Origin of the sequence: Azospirillum sp., assembly GCF_035627195.1 — a bacterium.
GTDB lineage: Bacteria > Pseudomonadota > Alphaproteobacteria > Azospirillales > Azospirillaceae > Azospirillum.
Genome location: NZ_DASPMG010000175.1, coordinates 21339 through 47292 on the forward strand (window position 1 = coordinate 21339; position 25954 = coordinate 47292).

26 protein-coding genes, 1 tRNA gene and 2 pseudogenes are annotated in these 25954 nt (G+C 69.1%); 8 read left to right on the forward strand and 21 right to left on the reverse strand.

The genetic code is table 11. From position 1 onward, the window contains the following. Window position 1: 1 nt before the first annotated feature. The 8 genes from VED21_RS16085 to VED21_RS16120 form a co-directional block, all read right to left on the reverse strand. Window positions 2-1156, reverse strand: a complete 1155-nt coding sequence (locus tag VED21_RS16085) for a phage tail protein I (protein WP_324883739.1) — start codon at window positions 1154-1156, stop codon at window positions 2-4. After that, complete coding sequence (locus VED21_RS16090) at window positions 1157-2038, reverse strand: baseplate assembly protein (RefSeq protein WP_324883742.1); 882 nt, start codon at window positions 2036-2038, stop codon at window positions 1157-1159. Window positions 2039-2041: 3 nt separating this feature from the next. Beyond that, window positions 2042-2380, reverse strand: a complete 339-nt coding sequence (locus VED21_RS16095) for a GPW/gp25 family protein (RefSeq protein WP_324883744.1) — start codon at window positions 2378-2380, stop codon at window positions 2042-2044. Between the two features lie 28 nt (window positions 2381-2408). After that, window positions 2409-3050 carry a phage baseplate assembly protein V gene (locus VED21_RS16100; RefSeq protein WP_324883746.1) on the reverse strand — a complete coding sequence of 214 codons (642 nt, stop codon included), beginning with the start codon at window positions 3048-3050 and terminating at the stop codon, window positions 2409-2411. Continuing rightward, on the reverse strand, window positions 3050-3631 hold the full coding sequence (locus VED21_RS16105; protein WP_324883748.1) for a hypothetical protein: 582 nt from the start codon (window positions 3629-3631) through the stop codon (window positions 3050-3052). The genes VED21_RS16100 and VED21_RS16105 overlap by 1 nt, the downstream gene beginning before the upstream one ends. Before the next feature lie 210 nt (window positions 3632-3841). Then, window positions 3842-4504 carry a hypothetical protein gene (locus VED21_RS16110; protein WP_324883750.1) on the reverse strand — a complete coding sequence of 221 codons (663 nt, stop codon included), beginning with the start codon at window positions 4502-4504 and terminating at the stop codon, window positions 3842-3844. A 528-nt stretch (window positions 4505-5032) separates the two neighbouring features. Further along, complete coding sequence (locus tag VED21_RS16115; RefSeq protein WP_324883752.1) at window positions 5033-5647, reverse strand: helix-turn-helix transcriptional regulator; 615 nt, start codon at window positions 5645-5647, stop codon at window positions 5033-5035. Window positions 5648-5888: 241 nt separating this feature from the next. Then, window positions 5889-5963 (reverse strand) — tRNA-Val (locus tag VED21_RS16120). Between the two features lie 225 nt (window positions 5964-6188). On the opposite strand from VED21_RS16120, the gene VED21_RS16125 reads away from it, so the two are divergent. The 4 genes from VED21_RS16125 (at window position 6189) to VED21_RS16140 (ending at window position 10611) form a co-directional block, all read left to right on the forward strand. Then, complete coding sequence (locus VED21_RS16125; RefSeq protein WP_324883795.1) at window positions 6189-7079, forward strand: N-formylglutamate amidohydrolase; 891 nt, start codon at window positions 6189-6191, stop codon at window positions 7077-7079. Between the two features lie 592 nt (window positions 7080-7671). Continuing rightward, a complete protein-coding gene (otsA, locus tag VED21_RS16130) occupies window positions 7672-9069 on the forward strand; it encodes an alpha,alpha-trehalose-phosphate synthase (UDP-forming) (protein WP_324883754.1) in 1398 nt (465 codons plus the stop codon). Further along, window positions 9066-10034 (forward strand): glucokinase, encoded by a 969-nt coding sequence (locus tag VED21_RS16135; protein WP_324883756.1) that lies wholly within the window; start codon window positions 9066-9068, stop codon window positions 10032-10034. The genes otsA and VED21_RS16135 overlap by 4 nt, the downstream gene beginning before the upstream one ends. A gap of 253 nt (window positions 10035-10287) precedes the next feature. Next, window positions 10288-10611 carry a hypothetical protein gene (locus VED21_RS16140; protein ID WP_324883758.1) on the forward strand — a complete coding sequence of 108 codons (324 nt, stop codon included), beginning with the start codon at window positions 10288-10290 and terminating at the stop codon, window positions 10609-10611. A 46-nt stretch (window positions 10612-10657) separates the two neighbouring features. Here the strand turns inward: VED21_RS16140 and VED21_RS16145 are convergent, their stop codons facing one another. Beyond that, window positions 10658-11251 (reverse strand): uracil-DNA glycosylase, encoded by a 594-nt coding sequence (locus VED21_RS16145; protein ID WP_324883760.1) that lies wholly within the window; start codon window positions 11249-11251, stop codon window positions 10658-10660. 138 nt (window positions 11252-11389) lie between these two features. Beyond that, complete coding sequence (locus VED21_RS16150) at window positions 11390-13330, reverse strand: acyltransferase family protein (RefSeq protein ID WP_324883762.1); 1941 nt, start codon at window positions 13328-13330, stop codon at window positions 11390-11392. A gap of 340 nt (window positions 13331-13670) precedes the next feature. Here VED21_RS16150 and VED21_RS16155 point away from each other — a divergent pair, with 340 nt between their 5' ends. Next, window positions 13671-14087, forward strand: a complete 417-nt coding sequence (locus VED21_RS16155) for a 4a-hydroxytetrahydrobiopterin dehydratase (RefSeq protein ID WP_324883764.1) — start codon at window positions 13671-13673, stop codon at window positions 14085-14087. Between the two features lie 3 nt (window positions 14088-14090). Then, a complete protein-coding gene (locus VED21_RS16160; RefSeq protein ID WP_324883766.1) occupies window positions 14091-14936 on the forward strand; it encodes an FAS1-like dehydratase domain-containing protein in 846 nt (281 codons plus the stop codon). A gap of 46 nt (window positions 14937-14982) precedes the next feature. Here VED21_RS16160 and VED21_RS16165 read toward each other — a convergent pair whose 3' ends face one another. The 5 genes from VED21_RS16165 to VED21_RS16185 all read right to left on the reverse strand — a co-directional run bounded on the left by VED21_RS16165 (window position 14983) and on the right by VED21_RS16185 (window position 19522). Beyond that, a complete protein-coding gene (locus VED21_RS16165; RefSeq protein ID WP_324883768.1) occupies window positions 14983-16170 on the reverse strand; it encodes an MFS transporter in 1188 nt (395 codons plus the stop codon). A 6-nt stretch (window positions 16171-16176) separates the two neighbouring features. Continuing rightward, on the reverse strand, window positions 16177-16956 hold the full coding sequence (locus tag VED21_RS16170) for a M15 family metallopeptidase (RefSeq protein WP_324883770.1): 780 nt from the start codon (window positions 16954-16956) through the stop codon (window positions 16177-16179). 88 nt (window positions 16957-17044) lie between these two features. Further along, entirely contained in the window at window positions 17045-17374 is a 330-nt protein-coding gene (locus tag VED21_RS16175) for a cupin domain-containing protein (RefSeq protein ID WP_324883772.1), read from the reverse strand. A gap of 5 nt (window positions 17375-17379) precedes the next feature. Further along, window positions 17380-18378 carry an N-acetyl-D-Glu racemase DgcA gene (gene dgcA, locus VED21_RS16180; RefSeq protein ID WP_324883774.1) on the reverse strand — a complete coding sequence of 333 codons (999 nt, stop codon included), beginning with the start codon at window positions 18376-18378 and terminating at the stop codon, window positions 17380-17382. Between the two features lie 115 nt (window positions 18379-18493). Further along, window positions 18494-19522, reverse strand: a complete 1029-nt coding sequence (locus VED21_RS16185; RefSeq protein WP_324883776.1) for a methyl-accepting chemotaxis protein — start codon at window positions 19520-19522, stop codon at window positions 18494-18496. Between the two features lie 477 nt (window positions 19523-19999). Between VED21_RS16185 and VED21_RS16190 the strand changes: the two genes are divergently transcribed. Further along, a complete protein-coding gene (locus VED21_RS16190) occupies window positions 20000-20182 on the forward strand; it encodes a hypothetical protein (RefSeq protein WP_324883778.1) in 183 nt (60 codons plus the stop codon). Between the two features lie 81 nt (window positions 20183-20263). Here VED21_RS16190 and VED21_RS16195 read toward each other — a convergent pair whose 3' ends face one another. From VED21_RS16195 to VED21_RS16205, 3 genes are all read right to left on the reverse strand, one after another. Continuing rightward, window positions 20264-21574 carry a methyl-accepting chemotaxis protein gene (locus VED21_RS16195; RefSeq protein WP_324883780.1) on the reverse strand — a complete coding sequence of 437 codons (1311 nt, stop codon included), beginning with the start codon at window positions 21572-21574 and terminating at the stop codon, window positions 20264-20266. After that, complete coding sequence (locus VED21_RS16200; RefSeq protein WP_324883783.1) at window positions 21549-22073, reverse strand: PAS domain-containing protein; 525 nt, start codon at window positions 22071-22073, stop codon at window positions 21549-21551. The genes VED21_RS16195 and VED21_RS16200 overlap by 26 nt, the downstream gene beginning before the upstream one ends. 195 nt (window positions 22074-22268) lie before the next feature. Continuing rightward, a complete protein-coding gene (locus VED21_RS16205; protein WP_324883785.1) occupies window positions 22269-23636 on the reverse strand; it encodes a CRTAC1 family protein in 1368 nt (455 codons plus the stop codon). A gap of 149 nt (window positions 23637-23785) precedes the next feature. On the opposite strand from VED21_RS16205, the gene VED21_RS16210 reads away from it, so the two are divergent. Then, window positions 23786-24130, forward strand: a complete 345-nt coding sequence (locus VED21_RS16210) for a nucleotidyltransferase domain-containing protein (RefSeq protein WP_324883787.1) — start codon at window positions 23786-23788, stop codon at window positions 24128-24130. Window positions 24131-24135: 5 nt separating this feature from the next. Here VED21_RS16210 and VED21_RS16215 read toward each other — a convergent pair whose 3' ends face one another. The 3 genes and pseudogenes from VED21_RS16215 to VED21_RS16225 form a co-directional block, all read right to left on the reverse strand. Then, a complete protein-coding gene (locus VED21_RS16215; RefSeq protein WP_324883789.1) occupies window positions 24136-25176 on the reverse strand; it encodes a DUF4238 domain-containing protein in 1041 nt (346 codons plus the stop codon). 248 nt (window positions 25177-25424) lie between these two features. Continuing rightward, window positions 25425-25673 (reverse strand): annotated as a pseudogene (minE, locus tag VED21_RS38920) (cell division topological specificity factor MinE); the annotation flags it as partial. After that, window positions 25670-25954 (reverse strand): annotated as a pseudogene (locus VED21_RS16225) (septum site-determining protein MinD); the annotation flags it as partial. The pseudogenes VED21_RS16225 and minE, both read right to left, overlap by 4 nt.

A 25954-nucleotide genomic window follows, 5' to 3' on the forward strand; every position in this document is an offset into this window, starting at 1 on the left:
GCTACGCCTCGTCCCACTCGGTGGTGTCGCCGTCCCATTGCGTGGTGTCGTAATCCCACACGGTCTGAAGGACGGTGTTGCCCTGCTGGGTGTAGTAGGTCGTCTCCAGCGGCCCGAAGGCGCGGGAGCCGTCGCGCCGGAAGGACGCGTCGCGCGGATGGCGGCGCACGGCGGCGCCGTACACCGGGCCGTCCAGCGGCCGCCCTTCGGCCCATGCCGCCGGGTCCGGGTGGACCAGGAAGCCGGGGATCTCCGGCCACGCCGCGCGGGCGTCGTCCAGCGCCACGCGCCGGACGGGCGGCCACACGTCCAGCGCCCCGGTGTCGCCGCGCCGGTGGACGCCGGAGAAGCGGATGGCGCCGTCCCGCGACACCCCCACCCCGCGCAGCACCTCCAGCCGAAGGCCGGCGTGCAGCATCGCCTGCACGCGCGGCCGGCCGAAGCGCAGCCCGGTCCAGCGGGCGGCGCCGTCGCGCCGCACCCCGGCGCCATAGGTGAACGCCCCGTCCCGCACGTACCGGGTGGGCGCCGCGCGGCGGTGCGTGCCATCGCGCCAGCCCGCGCGGACGCCGGACGAATGCAGCCCGACGTGCAGGGCCGGCGCCGCGGCGGGGGGCGCGTTCCGCGCCTCCGACAGCGTGGCCTTCAGCTCGATCCGGTGCAGGTGGGAGCGGGCGTTCTTCCACACCGCGATGGCCGTGCGCGCACGGGCCGCCACCGAATCGTCGAACCCCTTGTCGTTGCCCAGGTCCAGGGTGACGGAGAACAGCGCCCAGCGGCGCCCGACGTTGTAATCCTCGGTGCCGTCGCGCCGGAACGCGCCGTCGTGGCGCAGCACCGGCTCCCCCTCGTGCAGGGTCGCGTCGCGGAAGCCGGCGGCCCGCAGGCCGCGCCGAACGGCGAAGGGCGTGCCCTTGTAGCGGTGCAGGTCGACGGCCGCCGCGACCATGTCGCGCTGTTCCTGCTCCGTCGTCGCCAGCGTCCATTCCTCGCCGATGGACAGCGACCACGCCAGCCACGGCAGGAGGTGGGCGGGGATGGCCTGCGGGTTCCACAGGTCCCGGTTGGGGACGGGAACGGCGGACAGCCGCCCCGCTGTCGCGGCGATCGCCGTCTCCGCTACAGTCGCATTGGAGGGCAAAAGGGACGCGGTCATTTACCCCTCCTCCACGGTGATGGTCACGGCCTCGCAGAAGGGGGCGGAGTCCGGCCCCACCTCCAGGTCGGCCGCCGGCTCGGCCAGCCGGACGGTGCGGCAGCCCGGCTGGTGCAGGGCGGCCAGCAGGCCGGACACCGCCACCCCCGCCCCGATGGCGTGCCGGCCGGCGACGTAGGCGGCCACGGCCTCCTCCGCCGCCCGCTTCACCACCAGCGCGTCCGGCCCGGGCTGGACGTGCAGCGTGGCGGTCACGCGGTACGGCACGACGGCGGCGGACACCACCTCCACGCTGTCGGTCAGCGGCCGCACCTTCTCGTCCGACAGGGCCGCCTGCACGGTGGCCAGCAGCGCGGCGTCCGCCGCCCCGCCGACGGCACGCGACAGCACCACCACCCGGACCTTGCCGGGATAGGGGCTGCGCACCGCCACGTCCTTCACGTCGGCCGTGGCGGACAGGGCGTGGAACCGGTAGGCGCCGGTGGCGCCGGCCGTCGGATAGCCCTCCAGCGCCAGGACGATGCGCTGGCGGAACCGGGCGTCGTCCTCCAGCACCGCCGCGCGCGGCGGATTGGCGGCGGGGTCGGCCGGCGTCACCACCAGCCGCCGCACGTTCAGGAGCGCGCCCAGGTTGTCCAGGTCGGCGCCGGCGGCGGTCGCCACCAGCACGCCCCGCGCCGCGTCGTTCACGCGCTGGCGCAGCAGCAGCTCGCGGTAGGCGGCCACCTCCAGCACCTTCATCACCGGGTCGCTCTCGACGGCGGCGGAGAATTCGGGCCAGCGGGCCTGCAGGTCGGCGCGCATGGCGGCCAGGATGGTCTCGAAATCCAGCGCTTCCACCACCGTCGGGGCGGGGAGCTGGGAAAGGTCGATCGCGGGCATTGCCTACTCCACAACGATGCCGTCCATGGTCACGCGCTGACCGTCCGGCCGGTAAATGCCTTCCAGCGACAGTTCCACCCGGCCCGGCCGGGCCTGGGCGATGCGGACGCGGGTGAGAAGGAGGCGCGGCTCCCACCGCCGCAGCGCCTTGGCGGTGGCGGCGTAGAGGTCCACGGCCAGCGCCGGGTTCATCGGCCGGTCCACCAGGTTCGGCAGGTCCGAGCCGTAGTCGCGCCGCATGACGCGCGTGCCGGTGCGGGTGGTCAGGATGTCCCGGATGGATTGGCGCAGGTGCGCCAGCCCGCCCAGCGGGCGGCCGGTCGCGGCGTCCATGCCCAGCATTGGGGTCTCCGCTAGTGTGAGTGGTGGCCTAATGGCTGTGATGATTGGAGTTGCCGCCGCCGTCCAAGACGCTGCCGCTGGCCGACACGTCGCCGGTCACGGCCAACTGGCCCTGCATGCGGAAGTTGCCGGCCAGCGTGGCCGTGCCGCTCCCCCCGCCCGCCGACATGCCCACCGCGGGGGCGGCCAGCGTGATCGCGTCCGGCGTGACGGACAGGCGGGAGCCGCCGCATTCCAGCGCGACGCCGTCGTTCGTCAGCACCACCCGGGCCGCCCCCAGGTGCAGGGTGATGGTGCCGGCGGCCGGCACGTCCAGGGTGTAGGCGTGCGCCGCGCGGTCGTATTCCAGGACGGCCCCGTCCTCCCACACGGTGCGGGAGACGGTGGCCCGGTCGCCCGGTGCGGCGTGCTTCGCCTGATAGACGGAGCCCAGCACCACCGCCTGGTTCAGGTCCCCGCAGGGTGCGGCGAGGACCACCTGTTCCCCCACCTCCGGCGGATGCCAGGAGCGATCGCCGCCGGCCCGCGCGGCGGCCCAGGGCAGCCACGCGGTGACGTTGGGGCCGATGCGCACCCGCACGCGGGCCTTGGCGTAGTCGGCGGCCTCCACGGTGGCGAAGTGCACCACGTTGGCGACGCGGCGCTCCAGGTCTACGAACTCCGGGGTCATCACCGCACCTCCGGCAGTTGGCCCTGCTCGATCCGCTGGTAGTCGTCCAGGTGGGCCGGGCCGGTGTTCGGCTCCCAGGAACCGTAGAGCTGCGTGGGCGGCGGCGGCCCGTCCCCGGCCGGCAGGTGCGCGTAGTAGACGGCGCCGAAGGTCAGTTTGGCGACGACCGTCTGGTCATCGCCGCTGCCCGTCGCCGCCGTCGCCGTCCTTTCCAGCCGGATGCCCTCGACGAGGCCGCCCAGCGTGGGGTCGGCGCGCACCGCGCTTTCCACCTCCAGCGCCAGGGCATCCGCCGCGTCGTCCGCGTTCGCGCCGGGGGCCGAGCCCTCCACCACGCCCTCCACCACGATGGTGAGCAGGCGCCGTTCCGGGCCTTCCGCGTTCGCCGGGGCACTGGCGTCCCGCACATCCTCGCCGGTGTGCACGGCGAGGCACGGCAGGCCGTCCGACGGCACCGGCGCGGAGCGGGCGGCGTACACCCTGTCCCCGGCGGCGGTGCGGTAGGACGGCGGATCGGTGTCCGGCAGCGGCTGGCCCAGGTGGGCCACCAGCGCGTGGCGGATGACGGTTCTGGGGTGCATGGCGTTCATCTCGTCGTGGTGTGACGGGGGGTGGTGTGACGGGGCGTGGCGGCGTCGCGGCCGGGTGCGGGGAAGCGGGATGCCCAAACGAAAACCCCCGCTCTCGTTCCAGAGCGGGGGTTCCGGCTGCGGCTGCGACACGAAGCGCCACGGTATGCAAGAGTTACCGGAAAACATGCCTATGTGTCAACCGAAAATACGAACATATTCTTATCGACGATCTGCACCGGCGCCCTGGCCCCGTGGGACGGCGCCTGTTTCCTGGCCGATCCGCAGGTGATCGGCCAGCGCGTCCAGGGCGGTGCGCAACTTTGCAAGGTTGCGGGTGCCGCCGGCCCATTCCTCCATGCCGCACACGTTGATGGCCACCACCCCCGTGGGCGTGAGTGCCATGCCGGCGCCGGAGTCCCGCAAGGCGTCGCCACCACCGGCCGCGGTTCCCTTGGCCGCCTTGGTGGCCAATCCGCTGGCCAGAAGGACCCGCCACAGCGTGTTCCGGCCATCCAGCATCGGATCGGCGCCGCCACCGCCGCCCAGGCGCTCGCCATAGCACGTCGTCATGGACGGCTGATGCACGGCCTTGCGGAAACACCGCGCCAGCCACGCCCCGGCATCGTGCTGACGCGAATCGAGCACGCCGCGCCGCCGGTAGGCGTCCAGCGGGCACGCGTCCAGCACCCGGACGCCAAGGGATGGCGGCGCACCGCCGTCCGTGGCGTCGCGCGCTTCCACCACATGGGCGGAGTGGCCCAGGCGCTCCGGCGTGGTGGTTTGCAGCGCCTGATCCCTCGTGACCGGCACGTCCTGGCCCGGCGTGAAGGGCCGCCCGGGGCCGACACGCCGGTCTCTCCTGTCCTTGGTTCCCTTCGCCACGATCGTATCTCCATCGCTGGCACGTACACAAATATACTATATGCGCATATAGCGCGCAGGTATACCGCGGAACAAGACCAGAACATCGCTATTCGAATCCACCACGCGTATTGAATCCACCGCCGGGGTTGCGGCTTGCCTTCCCTCCCATAGCGACTGGCACCCTGCGCGCAGGGCGAACGACGGTTGAGCGGGACTTTGCACCCCCGCCTTGACAGCCCATTTTTCCAGGCTCATAGTCCTATTTGTAGAATAAAAGCCGCAACAACACCCCTGAACCGCGAGGCGCAGTGCCATGCAGCGTTGTTTCGACAGTCTGGCGAGGAACGGCGGGTGGATGCGGGAAGGCGACGACCCGGACCCGCGCGGCGGGCGCCTCGTCCGGTGCCTGTGTTGCCATGGTTCCGGCCCGAGCCGGGATCGTGTGCGGCACGCTCGCTGGTGCGGCATGCCCGCCGCGCTGGAACGGTTCGCGGCGGAGGGGATCGAGCCGGCGGACCTTTCGGCTCCCGGTGCTGCCTCGGCCGGCTACGTCGGCCTGATCTCCACCACCTTCTCCACCCACAGAAGGGAATCGAGGGGAATGGTGGACGCGTTGATGCGTTCCAGCACATAGCCGCCGCGCACGGCGCGCAGCCAGCCGAGCACGGTGCCATGCCGTTCGTCGGCGGCGACGCACAGCTTGTCACGGCACTCCGCCGGGTTGGATCCGGCCTTGTGGTCGTGCGCCAGCACCAGCCAGCCGTTGCCGAACGGCGTCAGTGCGTCGGTGTCAATGCGATAGGCCACCAGCGGCCGGTCGTCCGGGGCCTGCCGGGCTGCCACGCGCTCCTGATCCGCGGCTCCGCGGCGGACGACGCCGCCTTGCCGGATCGCCCCCAGCAGAGGCGCTTCCTCCCTGTCCGCCCCGTTCACCACCGGCGGCGGAGCGACGCTCAGTCCTTTGCCCTTGAACAGCGCGTACAGCCTGTTCAGGTCCTCGACATTCGGCTGGACGACGTCCTTTTCCCAACGCGAAATGCTGGCCTGCTTGACGTCGATCTCGGCCGCCAGGTCCTCCTGCCTCAGGCCCGCGGCCTTTCGCCATGCACGAAGCCAGGAGCCTATGGTGCGGGCGCCTTCGCTCTCCACGGCAGCGGCCATTGCCACGTCTCCTTCCTCACGCGACGGGTCGACCGTCCGACCGGGCAAGAATATACCATATATGGATTCGTGCGTTCACGGCGTGCACGGTCCACCCACAAGGCGGCGCTGAAGGATTTGGCGCCGGAATGCGGCAACGCCCGCGCCTTGCCGGTCGTGCCGGCCGGCCGCGGCCCGCCGGCGGATGGCCAAGCCCCAGAACGGGCGAAGGCCAGCAACCCGTCGAGGTTGCTGGCCTTCATGGTGGGCGCGACAGGGATTGAACCTGTGACCCCTACGATGTCAACGTAGTGCTCTCCCGCTGAGCTACGCGCCCGGCTGGCCCGGCGTCTCGTGTCCGCCCGGCTGGCGTGGCGCGGGGTATATCAACATCCGCCAGGGCACGCAACCCCCTCCGTTCATTTTTTTGCAGTCTCGCCATTTCCCCTCGCCGGCCGCGGACCGCCGCCCCCGTCCGGCTGTTGTAGGCCGGGCGTAACGGCCGGGAGCAACGATGGTCCGGCGTGACAGCACGGGGCTCGTCGACTACATCACTGGGATCATGGACGCGCACTTCGATAACGCCACGGCCGGCGCCGACCAGGTGTTCGAGATCCAGGCGCCGCCGGACCAGGCCCTGGCGCTGGTCGTCGCCTCGCCGCACAGCGGGCGGCACTACCCGCCCGCGTTCCTGGCCGCCGCCCGGCTGGACGGGCAGACCCTGCGCAAGTCCGAGGACGCCTTCGTCGACGAGATCTTCGCTTCGGCACCCGCGCACGGCGCGCCGCTGCTGCGCGCGCTCTTCCCGCGCTCCTTCCTCGACGCCAACCGCGAGGCGTTCGAACTCGACCCGGACATGTTCGCGGATTCACTGCCGGCCTACGTCAACACCCGCTCGCCACGCGTGGCGGCGGGGCTGGGCACCATCGCCCGCGTCGTCGCCAACGGCGAGGAGATCTACCGCGACAAGCTGCGCTTCGCCGAGGCGGCCCAGCGGGTGACCCGGTTCTACCACCCCTACCACGCGGCGCTGCGCCGGCTGATCGACGCCACCACCGCCCGCTTCGGCCGCTGCATCCTGCTCGACTGCCACTCCATGCCGTCCGGCGGCGCCGGAGACCGCGAGCGCGACGGCCGGCGCGTCGACATGGTGCTGGGCGACTGCTTCGGCAGCGCCTGCGCGCCCGCCGTCACCGACGCCGCGGAACGCCTGCTGCGCGCCAAGGGCTACATCGTCAGCCGCAACACCCCCTATGCCGGCGGCTTCACCACCCGCCACTACGGCCGTCCCCGGCTGGGCGTGCACGCGCTGCAGATCGAACTGAACCGCGACCTCTACATGGACGAGGCGAACCTCGCCCGCCTGCCCTTCCTGCCGGTGCTGGCCGAACACATGGCGGAGCTGATGCTCCTGCTCGGCCGCCTCGACGCCCGGTCCCTGAGCGGGCGCTGACCGTCCCCTTCCCCATCCCCATCCCCATCCCCTTCCCCATCCGGGCTCCGGACAAGAAAAAAGGCCGCGGGAAGATCCCGCGGCCCGAGTCTAGGGAGGAAACGCCCAAGAAGTGCGTTACGACACCGTCCGCATCGCAGACACGACCGATGTCGCACTGCACAATATGATCGTGAGGTGGTCCGGGATCAAGGGGAAAATGCTTTCTCTTTCGATCCAATGCGTTAGGCGAGGGCATTGGGTGCCGAGTCGCTACCATATGGCCTAAGTCATGTTGCGATGCACAACGGACGGCGACCAACGGCGGGGTCGAACGGCCCGGCTGGCGCCGCGGGCATAGCCGGTCCGGCGCATTTCCCCGTATGCCCAGCGCGGTGTATGACCTGGGCCCATGCGGCCGTGCGGACAACCCCATACGGCCCCCTCCACAGCCACGTCATGGCTGGGTCGCGCACGACGCACCGCTCAAGGTTGCCCATCCGCAGGGAACCTACCCGGCGGGGTGGCCGTTCTTGCGACGTGCCGGCCGCGCCCCGCTGCCGACCCTGTCCGGTCGCGGCCACACCCCCTTCGAAAACGGGAGGCCCCCACCGTGAGCAGACTGGTCGTCGTGTCCAACCGCGTGGCCCCGATCGACGAGGGCAAGCAGGCCGCCGGCGGCCTCGCCGTCGCCGTGCTGGCCGCCCTGAAGCGGACCGGCGGCATCTGGTTCGGCTGGAGCGGCACCGTGGTCGAGGGGGAATCGCAGGGCGAGCCGAACCGCACCGACGTCGGCCGCCTCACCTACGCCACCGTCGACCTCGGCCGCCGCGACTATGAGGAATACTACAACGGCTTCGCCAACCAGACGCTGTGGCCGCTGTTCCACTACCGCGTCGGCCTGTTCTCGGTCAGCCGCCGCACGCGCGAGGGCTACCAGCGGGTCAACGCCTATTTCGCCGACCGGCTGGCGCCGCTGCTGGCGCCGGACGACATGATCTGGGTGCACGACTACCACCTGATCCCGTTCGGCGAGCGGCTGCGCGAGATGGGCTGCACCCAGCGCATGGGCTTCTTCCTGCACACGCCCTTCCCCGCGCCGGAGGTGCTGCGCGTTCTGCCCAACCACCGCGAGCTGATCCGCGAGCTGTGCGCCTACGACCTCGTCGGTTTCCACACCGAGACGGACCTGCGCTGCTTCCTCAACTACATCCGCTACGAGGAGCGCGGCGAGGTCGAGGATGCGCCGGCCGAGGGCGGCTGCCGCGTCCGCGCCTTCGGCCGCACGCTGCTGGTCCGCGCCTTCCCCATCAGCATCGACACCGAACCGCTGGCCAGCCTGGCGCAGACCACCGCCCGCTCCCGCCACGCCGAGCGGCTGCGCGAGAGCCTGGTGGGCCGGCGGCTGATCATCGGCGTCGACCGGCTCGACTACTCCAAGGGCCTGCCGCACCGGTTCGAGGCGTTCCAGCAGCTGCTGGAAAGCTATCCCGAGCACTGCAACCGCGTGTCCTTCCTGCAGATCGCCCCGCCGTCGCGCGAGGACGTGCCGGAATACATCGCCATCCGCCGCGAACTGTCGGAACTGTCCGGCCGCGTCAACGGCCGCTTCGCCGAGTTCGACTGGGTGCCGATCCGCTATCTGAACAAGAGCTTCGGCCGCCGCATCCTGGCCGGCTTCTACCGGCAGGCCAACGTCGGCTTCGTCACCCCCTTGCGCGACGGCATGAACCTTGTGGCGAAGGAATACGTGGCGTGCCAGAATCCCGACGATCCGGGCGTGCTGGTGCTGTCCGAATTCGCCGGTGCGGCGCGGGAGCTGACCGAGGCGGTGATCGTCAACCCCTTCGACATCGAAGGGATGGCGGATGCGCTGCAGCGGGCGCTCACCATGCCGCTGGAGGAACGGCGGGAGCGCCACGCCGCCATGATGCGCACCCTGCGCCGCAACGACATCACGCGGTGGCGGGAAACCTTCGTCAACGCCCTGACCCGAGCGCCCTACGCATGACCGCCAGCCCCGCCGCCGATTCGCCCGTCCTCGTCGCCGACATCGGCGGCACCAACGCCCGCTTCGGCCTGATGGACGGCACCGGCGTGCGGGATTCCCGCATCTACCGCTGCGCCGACTTCCCCTCGCTGGAGGCGGCGGCCGACGCCTACCTGCGCACCGCAGCCGCAACCGGCCCGCGCCCGCGCGACGGTGCCTTCTGCATCGCCGGCCCGATCACCGGCGACCGCATCACCATGACCAACCTGCCCTGGGGCGTCACCATCTCCACCGTGCGGCAGGCCCTGGGGCTGGAACGGCTGGAGGTGATCAACGACTTCACCGCCGTCGCCATGTCGGTGCCGCGCCTGGGCGAATCCGACCGCCAGCAGATCGGCGAGGGCAGCCCGGTGCCGGGCGCCGTCGTCGGCGTCATCGGTCCGGGCAGCGGGCTCGGCACCTCCGGCCTCGTGCCCGGCCCGGCGGGTTGGACGGCGCTGTCGGGGGAGGGCGGCCACACCACCATGGCGCCGGTCAGCGACCGCGAGAGCGCCGTGCTGGCCCAGCTGCGCAAGAAATTCGACCACGTCTCGGCGGAGCGCGTGATCTCCGGCCCCGGCCTCGTCAACCTGTTCGAGGCGCTGATGGTGCTGGACGGGCGCGAGCCGCCGCCGCTGACTCCGGCGGACATCACCGCGGCGGCGCTCGACGGCTCCAACGCGCACTGCGTGGAGGCGGTGGAGATGTTCTGCGCCATGCTCGGCACCGTTGCCGGCAACCTGGCGCTGACGCTGGGCGCGCGCGGCGGCGTCTACATCGCCGGCGGCATCGTGCCGAAGCTGGGGCCGTTCTTCGCCCACTCCCGCTTCCGCAAGCGCTTCACCGAAAAGGGGCGGATGCGCGACTACCTCGCCCCCATCCCCACCTACGTCATCACCCACCCGCTGCCGGCCTTCCTCGGCCTCGTCGAAACGCTGGGGCGCTGAGCGCCCGGCAATTACATACCCTTATATGCAATGCCCGGACGTGGCGACCCGGCGAGTCTTCGCTGGATCGCACCATTGCGACCATTTGACGCGCGAATGGTTGTGTGCGAACATAACCCTGAACCAACGGCATAGGCCGTCGGCGCGATTTTCCGAAAGATCCGAATCCCCCTGCACCGTCATTTCCGCGAAGGCGGGAATGGCGACATGGGAGCGTTCAGATCCGGAAGCGCCGCTGTAACCAGGGGACGCCATGACCGGCAGCATCGAGTACGAACCGCCCGCGCGCGGTCCGGCGGCCGCCGATTCGGCCGCGGCCATAGCGGATCCCGTGGTGGATCTGGGCTGCGAGATCTGCGTCCGGCAGGAACCCGCCGCCTGGATCAGCGAGCGCGCCGAGCGCGCGAACGCCCTGATCCGCCTGCTGCACCTGGACAACCCGGACATCCGGTCCAAGCTGCTGGCCGTGGCCTCCGACCTGTGCGGCCTGTGCGCCGGCGCGCCGGAGCGCGCCGAAAACGCCGCCACGCACGCCCGCGCCCTGTTCACCACCGCCGTGACGCCCCAGAAATCGTAGGCCGGCGCTTGGCGCCAACCTACGGCGCTCCCGCAGGATCACGTCTTCACCCTTCCAGCCGCGCCACCGCAAGGCGCAGGTCGGCCAGGAAGGTCGGTTGCTCGACCAGTTGGCCGCGCAGGATGTAGCTGGGGTGGAAGGTCGGCACCACCTCGGCCCCCGGCACCAGACGGCTGGGCTGCACGGTGCCGCGCAGCTGCATGATGCCGTTCAGCCCGGTCAGCGCCCACAGCGGCGTGCGGCCCAGCGCCACGATCACCGCCGGGGCATATTCAGTCAGCGTGCGCTGCAGGTGCTCGACGTCGGCGGAGAACTCCGCCAGCACCCAGTCCGACGTGCCGAACGGCCCCCAGCGCTCGTCGATGCCGCGCCCCTCCTTGCGCGCACGGGTGCGCGAGGCGAAGAAGTGGCCGACCTTGTTGCCCGGCGGCTGGCGGCGGAAGACGTTGGCGACCAGCACCTGGGCGCGGTCGATGCCGGCGGCGTGCAGGTTCTCGTCCAGCAGCTTGCCGCTGCGCCCGGCGAAGGGGATGCCCTGCCGCACCTCCTCGGCCCCCGGCGCCTCGCCGACGATGGCGAGGCGGCGCTCCCCGGCGGGGCGGGAGGGATACTGGTAGTCGACGAAGGGCAATTCGGTCATCGCTCGGTTCCGCTGCGACGGTCTGCCTGCCGAAACAGGCGAAAGGGCCAAGGGGTCCACGCCCCCAGCCCGTATAGCCGAGCCCGCGCGGCACCTCCACCGTCCCGATGCGATGGCACTCCCGTCAATTCGCTCCGGTCAATTCGCTCCGGTCTGCTCGATCAGACGCTCCGCCAGCCGTTCGGCGGCCGGCAGGGAAAGATGGACCGTATCGAAGCCCGTCAGCGCGGACGCCTTGTCCGCGTACCGGGTCAGGCAGCCCTCTTCGGTGCACAGCATGTCCATCGCCGACATGTAGGTGACGCCGTGCCGTTCCGCGACCGAGCGGACCAGACGGTCGAAGTCCAGCCTGTCTTCGTGCAGCCCGAACATCATCCGCGCGGGCGGCATCTGCTTCCCGCCTCCCTGCCTGTAATAGGCGAACAGCACCTTCGGCAGGTCGTCCTTCCAGGCCGGCGGCGACCCGACGACGATGATGCGCTTCACGCCGATGGCCTTCAGCCGCTCCAGCGTGTCTCCGAGCGGCGTCAGGTTGTCCGGCATCCAGAAGGCGCTCATGACCAGGACGTCGGGGCGCAACTCCTTGATCCGGCGGAAGTTGGCGTCGTTGACGGACCGGCACAGGGGTCTGCTGTTCTGGTCGTAGTCCAGCAAGGGAGGGCACGCGCTTGCGGTGTAGACGGCGACCCTGTGGCCGATCTCATGCTGCTGCCGGTACAGCATCAGGCCGTTGGCCAGCATGCCGGAATGCGAATCGCCCCAGATGTACATCAGGGGCTGCTTGCCCGGCTCGGTGCAGGCGCCGAACCGCGAGTCGCCTTCATCGGGGTTGAGGAAGCACTTTTCGGTGAGCGGGATCGTCGGCCAGCGGTTGAAATTTCCGGTGATGAGGTCGGCGATCAGCGTCGGGTACCGGAAGCTGAGCCCGTCCGAGCGGTAGGTCACGAAGCCGACGGCCCCCACGGACGCCATGGTCGCGCACAGCGCGGCCACCTTCCAGGCGCTGCGGTGGGGGGTGAAGCGGATGGGAATCTCGACGAACCGGTAGGTCAGCCAGGCAAGCAGGATGGAGGCGCCCACCGCCCCGAATCGGACCAGCCGCGTCGGCGGCTCCCCGATCGCGTCGATGGACGCCAGCGACAGCAGCGGCCAGTGCCAGAGATACAGCGGATAGCTGATCAGGCCGATCCACACCGCCAGCCGGTTCCCGAGAATCCAGCGGTTTGCCCAGGCCTGAGGCCCCGCGGCGATCATCAGGGCCGCGCCCGTGGTGGGCATCACCGCCCACCAGCCGGGAAACGCCTTGCTCTTGTCCGTCAGGACCATGGCGGCCAGGAGCAGCGCCAGGCCGATGAACGACAGGGTGTTGCGCACCATCGCGCGCTGCGGAAGGACCTCGGCCCGGTGCACGGTCAGATAGGCGAGCAGCCCACCGACCAGCAACTCCCAAAAGCGGGACGCGGGCGAGAAGAAGGCGGCCGCCGGGCTCGAATGCACCGTCCCGATGTTAACCGCGAACGACGCGATCAGGCCAAGCGTAATCGGCCAGATCAGCCCGACCTTCAGCCTGTGAAAAACATAAAGAAGGGCCGGGAACAGGATGTAGAACTGTTCTTCAACGCCAAGCGACCAGAGATGCAGAAGCGGCTTCGTTTCCGCCGCGCGGTCGAAATACCCGGCCTCGCTCCACAGCGTGATGTTCGAGATGAATGCAGCGCCGGAAACGATGTGCTTGCCGAAATTCCTGTAATCGTCCGGGAGGAAGATAAAATATCCCAGGGCATACGTACCGGCGACGACGACGATGAGGGCGGGGAATATCCTTTTGATCCGGCGCGCGTAAAAATCGGCGAAGCTGAAGCTGCCCCGAAGCAGCCCATTCATGATGATGGACGATATCAGAAATCCGGAAATGACGAAAAATATGTCGACGCCAACGAAACCTCCGCGAAAATTCAGTGGTGACGCATGAAACGCCACAACAGACAGAACCGCGACCGCCCTCAGGCCATCGATATCCCGCCTGTAATCACTATGCTCGACCGGAGAAAACGGTCCAGTAACCTTGCTGATATGCACTTTTTTCTCCAGCAGAACCCTGGTTCTTCCACTGCCGTCTAGAGAGTGCAGGAAAAATCCGGCCTGTCGCTACACAGCTACTTGATTTCGCCGCAAGGTAAACGAGGCGATGATGGATGGCAACGTGGCAGTCAACGTTCGTCCTCAACGCAGCCTTTCCGAGCACAGGCCGGGCGTCGGCCTCGGGAGGCGGAATGAAACACTCCCCTCCGGGGTGTTGCATGGCGTTGCATCCGGCTACATTTGCCGGGCCGACCCGACCGATGGGGCGGGTTGCCGAACCGCCCCGCGCCCCCTAGCATTCTTGCAGAACCCACAAGACCAATCCGGGAGAGAAGCGATGACCGGCGAACCCGAGCAGGGCGGCCCCGCGTGCGACCTCGCCAGCGGCAAGTGCGAGCCGTGCCGCGGCGGCATCCCGCCGATGGAGCGCGCCATGGCGCAGGAATACCTCGTGCAGGTGCCGGGCTGGAGCCTCGCCGAGAACCCCGACCACCTCGTGCGCACCTTCAAGTTCGGCGACTTCCGGCAGGCGCAGGCCTTCGCCGTGCGTGTCGGCAACCTGTGCGAGGAGGAAGGCCACCACGCCGAGATCATCCACGGCTGGGGCTACTGCACCGTGAAGTTCTGGACGCACAAGATCAACGGCCTGCACGAGAACGACTTCATCATGGCCGCCAAGGTCAACGGCCTGGAGACCGAGCCGTACGTCCCGGCCTCCGTCTCCTCGGGCGACGTCTCGCCCACGGCGCGCTGAGCCGTGGCGAACGCCGACTCCCTCCGCGCCTGGATCGGCCGCAGCGAGCGGCGAACGGACATCCTGGTGCCGTGGCCGCTCGCCGCGCTCGCCGCCACGCTGGGCGACGAGGCGCCGCCCGTCATGGGCGACGCCGTGCCGCCGGGCGGCCACTGGCTGTACTTCCTGGACGCCACGCCGCTCACCCGGCTGGGGCCGGACGGGCACCCGCTGCGCGGCGGCTTCCTGCCGCCGGTGCAGTTGCCGCGGCGGATGTGGGCCGGCGGGCGCCTGACCTTCCTGGCCCCGCTGCGCGTCGGCGACACCGCCGAACGCCTGTCGGAGGTGGCCGACGTGCGCGTCAAGCAGGGCCGCACGGGCGAGCTGGTCTTCGTCCAGGTCCGCCACACCATCGGTGCTGTGCGGGGCGGCACGGCGCTGGTGGAGGAGCACGACATCGTCTACCGCGACCATGACGAGCCCGGCGCGCCGGCCCCGACACTGGAGCCGGCGCCCACGGACGCCGCGTGGACGCGCACCGTGCACCCCAGCCCGGTGATGCTGTTCCGCTATTCGGCGCTGACCTTCAACGGCCACCGCATCCACTACGACCGCCCCTACGCGGCCGAGGAGGAGGGGTATCCCGGCCTGCTGGTGCACGGGCCGCTGATGGCGACGCTGCTGCTCGACCTCGTGCGCCGGGCGCGGCCGGACGCCGCGATCGTCGGCTTCTGGTACCGCGCCATGGCGCCGGTGTTCGACACCGCGCCCTTCACGCTGAACGGCCATCCGGACGGCGACCGCGTCGACCTGTGGGTCACCGGCCCGGCCGGCGAGCTGGCGATGCGGGCCGAGGCGACGCTGGCCTAGGAGACGCTGGCCTAGGAAACGCTGGCCTAGGAAACGCTGGCGTAGGTCAGGCCGCCTTCAGCCGCGCGCTTTGCGTGAGGTGCCAGAGCGTGGCGGCGATGGCAAGCGCCAGCAGCGGCACCATGCCGACGTTGACGGCGGTCCAGCCGATCTGGCTGATCAGCCCGCCGGACGCGAAGCTGGCGACCGCCCCGGTGGCCGCCACCGCCATCTCCGCCATGCCCTGGACGCGCCCGCGCTCCTCGGCGGTGTGGGACTGCGTCAGCATGGTGGTGCCGGCGACGTACATGAAGTTCCACCCGATGCCCAGCAGCACCAGCCCGGCCTGGAAGAACGGCAGCGACTGGTCCCAGGCGGACACCGTGGCGCTCGCCGCCAGCACGGCCGCCCCCAGCGCCGCCACCGGCGCGGCGCCGGTCCGGTTGATGATCCGCCCGGTCAGGAAGGAGGGCACGTACATGCCCAGCACGTGCCACTGGATGACGCCCGCCGCGTCGCCGACGGTGAGTCCGCAGCCGACCATGGCCAGCGGTGTCGCGTGCATGACCAGGATCATGACGCCCTGCCCCACCGCCACGTTGGCCGCCGCGGCGATGAAGATCGGCTGGCGGACGATCACCCCCATCGGCCGCCCACCGCCGCCCGTCCCGCCACCGGGGCCGCGATGCTCGGCCAGCACCGCCACCGGCACCAGCGTGGCGAGGCCGAGGACGGACAGCGCCAGGAAGGACCCAGCGAAGGGGATCGGCGCCCACCAGTCCTTGGTCCACAGCGTCAGCGTCGGCGCGATCAGCGCCGCCAGGATGCCGCCGGTCAGCACCATCGACACCGCCCCGCCGCGCCGCTCCGGCGCCACGCCATCGGCCGCCGCCAGCCGGAAGTACATGGACGCCGCCTGAAACACGCCGACCAGCGCCGTACCGGCGCAGAACAGCGCGAAGCTGCCCCACACCACGGCGTAGGCGCAGACGATGCCGCCCAGCGCCGCCGCCCCGCCGCCCAGCGTGAAGCCGGCGCGCCGGCCGAAGCGCTGCATCAGCAGCGACACCGGCCCGGCGACGGCGATGTTGCCGATCATCATCAGCGCCAGCGGCAGCGTGGACAGCGCCGGCGACGGCGCCAGCTGCGCCCCCACGAGGCCGGCCAGCGTGACCGTGATCATCAGCGACGTGGAGTACAACGCTTGGGCCAGCGCCAGCAGCGGCGCGTTGCGTCCGTAGGGCAGCAGCGTCATGTGACCTCAGGGTGCCGGGGCGCCCTGCGGCGCCACGACGGGGAAGTTGAAGAAGGTCTGCGGGAACGGCTCGTCGCGCAGGGTGAAGTGCCACCACTCCTCCGGCAGCGGCTTGAAGCCGTGCTTGCCCATCAGCTCGGCCAGCATGGCGCGGTTGTGGCGGGCGACGAGGCTGACGGCCGCGCTGTCCGGGTGCGACTTGGGGTCGAAGCAGTCGTAGTCGGTGCCGAAGTCCAGCCCGTTGTCGCGGAACCGCTGGGTGTAGGGCGCGCGGCAGTCGGCCAGCGCCGTCCTGCCCTCGATGTAGATCTCCGGCGCGCGGGCGTCGGCGGGGATGACGGTGACGTCCACCGTGCTGCCGCGCGAATGGCCGGACTTCTCCGCCACGTAGCCCAGCTTGAAGAAGTCTGCCTTGTTCACCTCCGGGTAGAAGGCGGTCTTCATCGTCTGGTCGGCCACCTCCTTGCTCCAGCGCACGAAGTGGTCCACCGACATCTGCGGGCGGTAGCAGTCGAACACCTTGAGCCGCAGGCCGGACGCCGTCAGCTCGGCGTTGACCTTGGCCAGCGCCTCGGCCGCCGGGCGGGTGAGGATGCACTCCGGGGCATGGTAGCCGTCGATCGGCCTGCCGATGAAGTTGTGCGGCCCGTAGTAGCGCATCTCCTGCACGATGGTCGGGTCCACGGCGCGCAGGTGGACGAAGCCGTCCGGCAGCGGGCCGGCCTGCGCCGACAGGCTGAACGAAAGGGCGGCGAACAGCGCGGCGGCAAGGGTGCGGACGGACATGAGGACTCCGTTGGGGCGGATCCGGCGGAAACGCGGGAACGTGAGCTTGACCTGATATTCCCGGCGCGGCAAGCGCCGGACGCGCGGGTCAGGCCCCCACCTTCGGCCGGTGGTGCACGGCCAGCCACACGGTGGGCGGGTCGGCCTGGGTCCAGGTGACGCGGTGACGGACGTGCGAGGGGATGACCAGCCAGTCACCGTGCTTCAGCGTCCGCTCCGGCTCGCCGTCGATCTCCAGGCCGGCGGCACCCTGGACGACCAGCACGAACTCGTCCCACTCCTGGTCGTACCAGAACCCCTCGGGCGAGGACTGGCCGGAGGAGACGATGCGTTCGATGCGCACGGTGTCGCTCTCGGCCAGCGTGAAGATCAGCTCGTCGGGAACGTCCTTCGGAATGTGGCGCAGCAGGTTTTCCATGGCGGCTACCCCCATAGGTCCGGTTCCGGCGGATGGACGAGCGCGCCGTCGTAGCGCAGCCCCGGCACGCGATCTTCGGCCAGCAGAAGCGGCCCGTCCAGATCGACGAAGGATACCCCCTGCGCCAGCAGGACCGCCGGCGCCATCGCCAGCGACGTCGCCACCATGCAGCCGACCATCAGGCCGAACCCCGCCGCCTCGGCCGCTGCCTTGACGGCCAGCGCCTCGGTCAGCCCGCCGGTCTTGTCCAACTTGACGTTGACGACTTGGTAGAGGCCCTTCAGCCGCTCCAGGCTGTCCAGCCCGTGGAAGGACTCGTCGGCGCCGAGCGGCACCGGGCACCGCACGCCGCGCAGCGCCTCGTCCTGGCCCGCCGGCAGCGGCTGCTCGATCAACTCGACGCCCAGTGCCGCGAACTCAGGCGCGAAGCGGTCGAGGTGGCCAAGCGTCCAGCCCTCGTTGGCGTCGACCACCAATCGCGCCGCCGGAGCCGCCGCGCGCACGGCGCGCACACGCTCCAGGTCGCCCTCGCCGGTCAGCTTCATCTTAAGCAACGGGTGGCGCGCCACCACGTCCCGTGCCGCCGCGGCCATGGCCGCCGGCTCGTCGACGCTGAGCGTGTAGCAGGTGGTGAGCGGCCCCGGCGCCTGCGTCAGCCCGGCGAGGCGCCATGCGGGGACACCGGCACCCTTGGCCTCCAGATCCCACAGCGCGCAGTCCAGCGCGTTGCGTGCCGCACCGGCCGGCATGGTCCGCTGCAGCTCGTCACGGCCGAGGCCGGCGGCCACCGCGTCGGCCATCACCTCCAGCGCCGCGGCGACGCCGTCGACGCTCTCGCCGTAGCGGGCGTAGGGAACGCACTCGCCGCGCCCGCGCCGGTCGCCGTCCTGCACCTCGGCGACCACCACCTCGGCGGCCGTCTTGGCGCCGCGCGAGATGCGGAAAGCGCCGCGGATCGGGAAGCTCTCACGGCGAATGACGAGACGGCGGCGGGACACGGACATGATGGGCCTGCGGGACGGGACGCGCGGGGAGGCGCCGCGCACCCGTCCAGCATAGCCGCCCCCCGCCGCCGGTCAACGCACGCGGGCCATGGTCTTCAGGCGATGGACCTTCCGGTCAAGGCCCCTGCACGATGACGCCGTACCAGCCCAACCCGCGGTACGTCTCGTAGCCCGGCGTCAGCGAGAAGCCGACCGTGCGGCCGTCACCCTGCGCGTAATAGCCCATGGTGCGGCCGTCGGTGCGCAGCGGGACCGTCTCCGTCAGGATGCCCCGCCCGTCGGAGGAGGCGATGACCCGGTGCCGCGCGTCCAGGAGCAGGCAGCGCGTGTGCTGGCGCTCACCATCCTCCAGCCGCACGCCTTCCACCACGGCGCGGGCCTGCGGCTCCCAGTCGAAGAAGATGCCGAGCACGCCGATGGGATCGCCGTCGGCGGTCCCGCCCTTGCGGATGGCGGTGGCGTAGGTCGCCACCGTGCGGTCGTCGAGCCGGCGGTTGCGGCCGACGTCGGCCACGGTGAACTCGCCGCCGTGCCGGGTGGCGAGGCCCTGGCGGAACCACTGCTCGTCGGCCACGTTGGCGCCGACCGCGCCGGGATAGAACTTCGGCCGGCCGGTGGCGATGACGTTGCCCTTGAGGTCGGCGATCCAGAGGTCGAGGTAGACGGTGTAGGATTCCAGGATCACGCCCAGGCGCTGGGAGGCGTGCTCGCAATTGGCCGCCGTCGGATCGACGGCGCACTCCACGACCGCGCTGTCGGTCGCCCACCAGCGCACGTCGCAGGACCGTTCGTACAGGTTGCGGTCGATGATCTCGATCATGTTGAGCGCCAGGTCGGCGAGGCGCTTGCCGCGCATCTCGCGCACCATCTCGCTGCCGGCGGAGGTCAGGTGGTCGACGCGGCTGGTGATCTCGCTGCGCAGGTCGCGGGTGATGGTGTTGACCTGCTTGGAGATCTCCGACACCTCGTTGGCCACCACGGCGAAGCCCCGCCCGGCGTCACCGGCCCGCGCCGCCTCGATCAAGGCGTTCATGGCCAGCATCTTGGTGCGGCGGGTGATGTCCTCGATCAGGGAAACCTTGCGGGAGGCGACGTCGAGCACCTCGCGCGACAGGTCGAAAAGCTGGTTGCTGCCTACACTCATGGCCATGCCTCTCCGTCACCCAATCCTTTGGTGAGACATGAATCAATTCTCGTGCCAACATTTATCAAGTTTTCACGATCGGCTGGAGGCCTTGAAAAACGGGTGTTTGGCAACCGAGCGGCGCCAATAACCACATAAAAATTACGACTACCTTCCTGTGACAATGCTGAAATATTTGGCAGCTGGTGCAATGCAACATCACAGCGAACGTGAACGCGCGATCACAACGGGAACGTGACGCCGGATTCAGTCATATTGTCGCACATTCCTGCAAGAATGTTCCGGCATCGCGCAAGAATGTCAGAAACACTGCCCATTTTTGCGGCAACGCCCCAATGGATGGGCAAACGCCCAGTGCACAGGCATGCGCGCCGCGCGCGCCGCGGGGCGCCGGCTATACCTTCTGAGCAATGGGCAGGGCGGACGTGGCATGCCACCATTGGTTTCCGCAGCGAACAACAGAAAGGAGGTGATCCAATGTCTCATGGAGCCAATCCGGTCGTCGCCGCCGCGTTCGGCCTTGCCGCCCTCCTGACGGCAGGGATCGCCAGCGCCGAATGCACGACGACTCACAAGAGCGTCAGCCTGCCGCAGACGCCGGCCGCGGACACCGCCTCCACCGGCGGCCAGCAGTCGACGCCCACCGGCACGCGCGGCTAAAGACCGGGCGCCCATGCCAAAGCGAACGGGCCGCCCCCTTCGGGGAGCGGCCCGTTTCGTTTTCCGAAGAGGTCCCGGGCGTCAGGCGACCTTGTGGATCTCGTCCAGGAACACCTGCACTTCGTGCGCCAGCCGGTCGGCCTGCACGGCCATCTGTTCGGAGGCGGCGAACACTTCGTGCGCGGTGCCGCAGGTGCGCTCCGCGGCGGTGGTGACCTCGCGGATGTCGTCGGACACGGCGCGCGTGCCGGCCGCCGCCTGGTCCATGTTCTGCACGATCTCGCGGATGGCGCCGCCCTGCTGCTCGATGGCCGAGGCGATGCCGCCGGCGATGTCGTTGATGTTGTGGATGGTCCGGGCGATGCCGACGATGGCGCCCACCGCCTGCTCGGTCGAGGACTGGATGCCGGCGATCTGCTGGCTGATCTCGCCCGTCGCCTTGGCCGTCTGATCGGCCAAACGCTTGACCTCCTGCGCCACGACGGCGAAGCCCTTGCCGGCCTCCCCCGCCCGCGCCGCCTCGATGGTGGCGTTCAGCGCCAGCAGGTTGGTCTGCGACGCGATGTCGTTGATCAGCGTGATGACATCGCCCACCGTCCGCGCGGCACCCGACAGGTCGCCGACCAGCGCGTTGGTGCGCTCCGCCTCGCCCGCCGCGTCGGAGGCGACGGAGGCCACCTCCTCCACCTGCCGCGCGATCTCGCCGATGGAGGCCGACAGCTCCTCGGTCGCCGCCGCCACGCTGCCGACGCTGGAACCGGTCTGCGCCGCGGCACTCGCCACCGACGAGGCCTTGCCGGTCGCCGTCTGCGCGTCGGTCTCCATGGACCGCGCGCTCATCTCCAGGTGGTGCGCGGCACCCGCCACCTCGGAACAGACCTGCCGGATCTGCCCCTCGAACCGCTCGGTCACGCCGGCGAAGCCCTTCACCCTCTGCGCCATGGCGTCGGTGGCGGCGTTGATGGTGCTGCTGGCGTGCAGGAAGCTGCCGTCCATGCCCTTCAGCACGATGCGGCGGAAATACTTGTTGGACGAGACGTAGGCCATCGACGCCGCCGCCTCGCGCACGAAGGCGTCGGTGCGGTCGATCATGTCGTTCAGGCCGTAGAACAGCTCGCCCAGGTCGCCCTTCTCGGTGACGCGGACGACGCGCGCCTCGAAGTTGCCGCGCCCCACCTGCCGGCACACCTCGGTCGCCTCGGCCACCGCGCGCGCGGCGCTGCGCAGGCACAGCACCGCCGCGATGAGCGCGCCGAAGGCCGCCGCGCTGAAGCCGATGCGCGCGAACGTGCCGCCGACGCCCAGCCCGTCCGCCGCGAGGTTCAGCACCTGCAGAAGTGCTGCCAGCGCCGCCAGCGCCGAAGCCTTAGAGAGAGAAGACGAATTCGTCATAGCCGATCCCCTTCTCGGTCAGCAGCTTCACCACGGTGTTGAACGCGGCCTCCATGCCCTGCTTGCGGTCGGCATGGCTCTCTTCGATGTCGAGCAGCGTGCGGTAGAGCGGCGCCACCTTGTCGATGGCCGAACGCTCGGGCACCCGGCGGCTGGAGTGGTAGGCGACCACCCGGCCCTGGTCGTCGTAGCTGGGCGTGACGTGGGCGAACACCCAATAGTGATCGCCGTTGCGCGCGCGGTTGACGACGTAGGCGAAGATCTCCTTCTCCGCCGCCAGCGTGTCCCACAGCAGCTTGAAGACGCAGCGCGGCATGTCCGGATGGCGCACGATCGAATGCGGCGCGCCGAGCAGCTCGTCCTCGCTATAGCCGGCGATGCGCTGGAACACGCGGTTCGCGTAGGTGATGCGACCCTTCAGATCGGTCTTGCTGACGATCACCTCGCCAGCGTCGAAGAACCGTTCCACCCCGGTCAGGGGAACGTCACGTCGTGCCATACGGATGCCTCAAGCGGCCCGGCGCGCGATGCCGCAGGGCTCATTGTTACGGCGCTTTCATCTCCCTCCCGCCGCATTCGTCCGAAATACGGTGGGACGTTTGACTTTAATGGGCACAACCGTTTGCGGAAAGGTTAAAGTTTATTGCCGCCCTGAAATATCGCTATCGAAGTATCGCCTGTCATTCATCGCCGGTCACTCGGGCGGGTGCGGCACGGTCAGCACACGCCCGAGGGGCGGCGCCTCGATGATCGCCTCCATGCCATCCGGCCAGCGGACCTCGACCCGCTCCACCGCGCGGGCGTCGCCCAGGCCGAAATGCGCCACCGGCTCCATCTGGCAGAGATAGCCGGAGCCGGCGCACACCGCGCGGGTCTGCCGCCGCCCGTCGGCGATGCAGGTGACCAGCGCGCCGCGCGCCGGCGCGCCGTAGGGCGTGAGCGGCTGGACGCGCAACCATGCATTATCGTTCGGCGCCGTGCGATAGAGCGTCAGCGGCTGCTCGGCCACGTCGCCGTGCGCGATCAACAGCTCCAGCCGGCCGTCGCCGTCGATGTCGGCGACCACGGCGCCGGTGCCGAAGCCCCGCTCCTCGGTGGCGTCGCCCAGGTCGATTTCGGTCCATTGCCCGTGCCGCCACGCGAACAGGCGGTTCGGCCCGCCGCAGACGTTGAAGAACAGCTCCTCGTGGCCGTCGTTGTCGAAATCGGCGGCGATCACCGACGAGACGCGGGCGGGCATCGACATCTCGGCGTCGGCCACGTCCACGAAGCCGCCGCCGGAGCGCTGCAGGTACAGCCGCTGCGGCCCGTCCCAATGCCCGACCGCCAGGTCCATGCGCCCGTCGCCATCGGCGTCCAGCGCCGCCACGCCGCGCCCGGCGAATCGCGAATCGGTGACGCCGCGCTCCTCGGCGATCTCCTCGAAGGTGCCGTCGCCCAAGTTGCGGAACAGGAAGTTCGGCCCGCCCTCGTTGGCGGCGAAGACGTCCATGCGGTCCGACAGCAGCGGCAGGCAGACCAGCCCGCGCCCCGACCCGATCAGGTCGAGCCCCGCCTCCTCGGCGGCATCCACCAGCCGGCCGCGCCGGCCCAACTCGTACAGGCGAAACGGCGCCCCGTCGCTGGCCAGCAGGAAGCCGTAGCGGCCGCGCCCCGCGCGGTCGAGCACGGCGACCGAGCGGCCGGGCAGCCGGTTGGCGACGGCGGCGTTCTCCGACTGGCTCAGCAGATCCATCCAGCGGTTGCCGAAGCCGGCGAACAGCCGGTCGCAGGTCTCGTCGGACTCGTTGCCGCAGTCGGTGTTGACGACGTAGATCTCCTCCCGCCCGTCGCCGTCCACGTCGGCGGCGGCCACGGCGAGCGCCATGCGCGAAGCGTCGGCCAGCACGGGGTCGGCGACGTCGCGCAGTTGCTTGCCGTCCCATTTGAGGACGAGGTTGTTGGTGCCGTAGCCGGTTACGACGATCTCGAAGGCGCCGTCGCCGTCGACGTCGGTAACCGCCATCCCGTTGGACAGGCGCGGCTCGTTGCCGGCGATGAGCTGCGCGCAATCGAGGAACATCGGCCTTCTCCCCCTCCTCACCCCGTTCCCACAGCTAAGCACCACTCGGCGCGGCCGTAAACCCGGACGGAAGGGGAGCGGGGGCGGGGGCGGGGACGCGTGCGGCCGGACGGATGGAAAAGTGGAAGCGCTGGAGATACATTTTAGGCATGGCCGCTCTCGACAGCCGCACCCGCTCGACCGCCGCCGCGTTCCGCCGCCACCTGGAGGAGCGCTACGGGCCACGCCTGCGCGCCGTTTACGTCTATGGCTCACGCGCGCGGAGCGACCACCGGCCCGACAGCGACCTCGACGCGGCCGTCGTGCTGGACCGGGTGGACGACTACTGGCGGGAAGTGGACGGCGTGTTCGACGCCGCCTACCGCACGTTCATGGAGCCCGACGGCATCCTTGTGCACGCCCTGCCCTTCCCGGAGGACGCGCTGCGCGACCCGGACCGCCACCAGGATGGCCATCTCGCCAAGGCCGTGCTGCGGGAGGGAAGAACCATCTAAGCAAGTCAGGCCGACTGCATTCTCGGGCCATATCGTAATGTGCTGTCAGACTTTACCATATTGTCCGCAAGCTCGGAATCCGACCGGGACGCCATCACGTAACGCTCTGCGTAAATTACTTGGAGCGAATTCAAGTTTTCGACATTATCTTTGGAAGCCTCCACTGCGCATCCAGTTTCAATCGCCACTATGGTAGGCTTAATGGACTTTGCTAGCTCCTCCGCACGACGAGCTCTGATAGCATCTTCGAGAGGCGGAGGCCGCACTCCAAGTACAGAGGCTGCTTGATAGTTTCGAACAACCCTGGTTGCCGATTCATACAGATCAACAAGTTCAGAATACATCTTTTCGCAAAACATACACAGAGTCAAAGACGCGGTAATCGGTAGATAGACCTCAATCCCTTGGCTCCTCAAGCCCAATGTTCCACGAAGCGAGTTTTCATTCCATACATTTTGCCGCGCAACCGGATTGTCTCCAATGTAAAAATGACAACCAGATGCCGCCCGCATCAAAAACCACGCTTTTCCTGAAATAATATTAGCAAACTCAGTTGGGTGAAGCAGCATTATATTAGCAATCTTTGCCGCGCGCGCCTGATCTATCTCCTCGAATCCCTCCACTTCACGTACAGGATCTTCCACCCCCATTTCTTTGAGCTTCTGCGAAAGCAAACTATTGACATGCAGTAATTGCTCTCGCGCATGAGGAGTGCGCAACATCTGCAAAGCAACAAACAGACTTACTACGGCCTTTTCTCTCTCGCCCAATACAGCAAGCGAACTTTCTTCGCGGATCTTATCCAAACACCCACGGAATTCATGCTCACACCGACCAAGAATCCCCTCTATATCAATTTCAGCGCCGCTTCCGCCAACCAAACCCGAATAAAAACCTCGCTCCGCCGCAACGTTGGCAATATTAGATTTAAATGACCTTCCTAACTTCTTATCAAATATGCTCACAATCTCGCGCTTGCCATCGCAAAAGCCGCGAAGCAAGACTTTAGGAACATAATGATCTCGGCCTTTTTTGTTTTCAGACATATTCCACGAAAATATCTATCGTTGCCAACCGCAACAGACAACTGAAATACGGGCGTACGTTGGGCCGCCAATGTGGCCGCCCAACTTAAAACACTCCATCATTAGTGCCGCTTCGACACTCCGCCGTTGGTGAGCACCGAGCCGGCCGAGGGGGCGTTGGCCGGCTTGGCCGGATCGGGCTTGCCGTTCCCGGTGCCGGGCTTCGCCTCGGCGGCCTTAGCGTCGGCCTTGGGTGGCTTGATCTGGTCGCGGCTCGGCAGCTCGATGTTGACCTCCAGCGTCGAGCAGTCGCCGCCACGGTCGAGCTTTACCTCGACCTTGTTGTCGTCGATGTCGACGTACTTGGCGATCACCGCCAGCAGTTCCTGCTGGAGCATCGGCAGGTAGTCCGGGCCCGAGCGCCCGACGCGCTCGTGCGCCATGACGATCTGCAGACGCTCCTTCGCCTGGACCGCGGAGGGCTTCGGCGCGGAACGGAAGAAGCTGAAGATGCTCATGCCGACCTCCGCAGGAGGCGGCTGAACAGGCCCTTCTTCGGCACGGTGATGAAGCGGTGCTCGACGTCCTCGCCCAGGAAGCGGCCGACCGCGTCCAGGTAGGCTTGGCCGGCGTTCGACGCCTCGTCCAGGATGACCGGCATGCCGATGTTGGAGGCGCGCAGCACCGCCTGGCTCTCCGGGATCACGCCGAGCAGCGGGATCGCCAGGATCTCCAGCACGTCGTCCACCCGCAGCATCTCGCCCTTCTCGACGCGCTCCGGATCGTAGCGGGTCAGCAG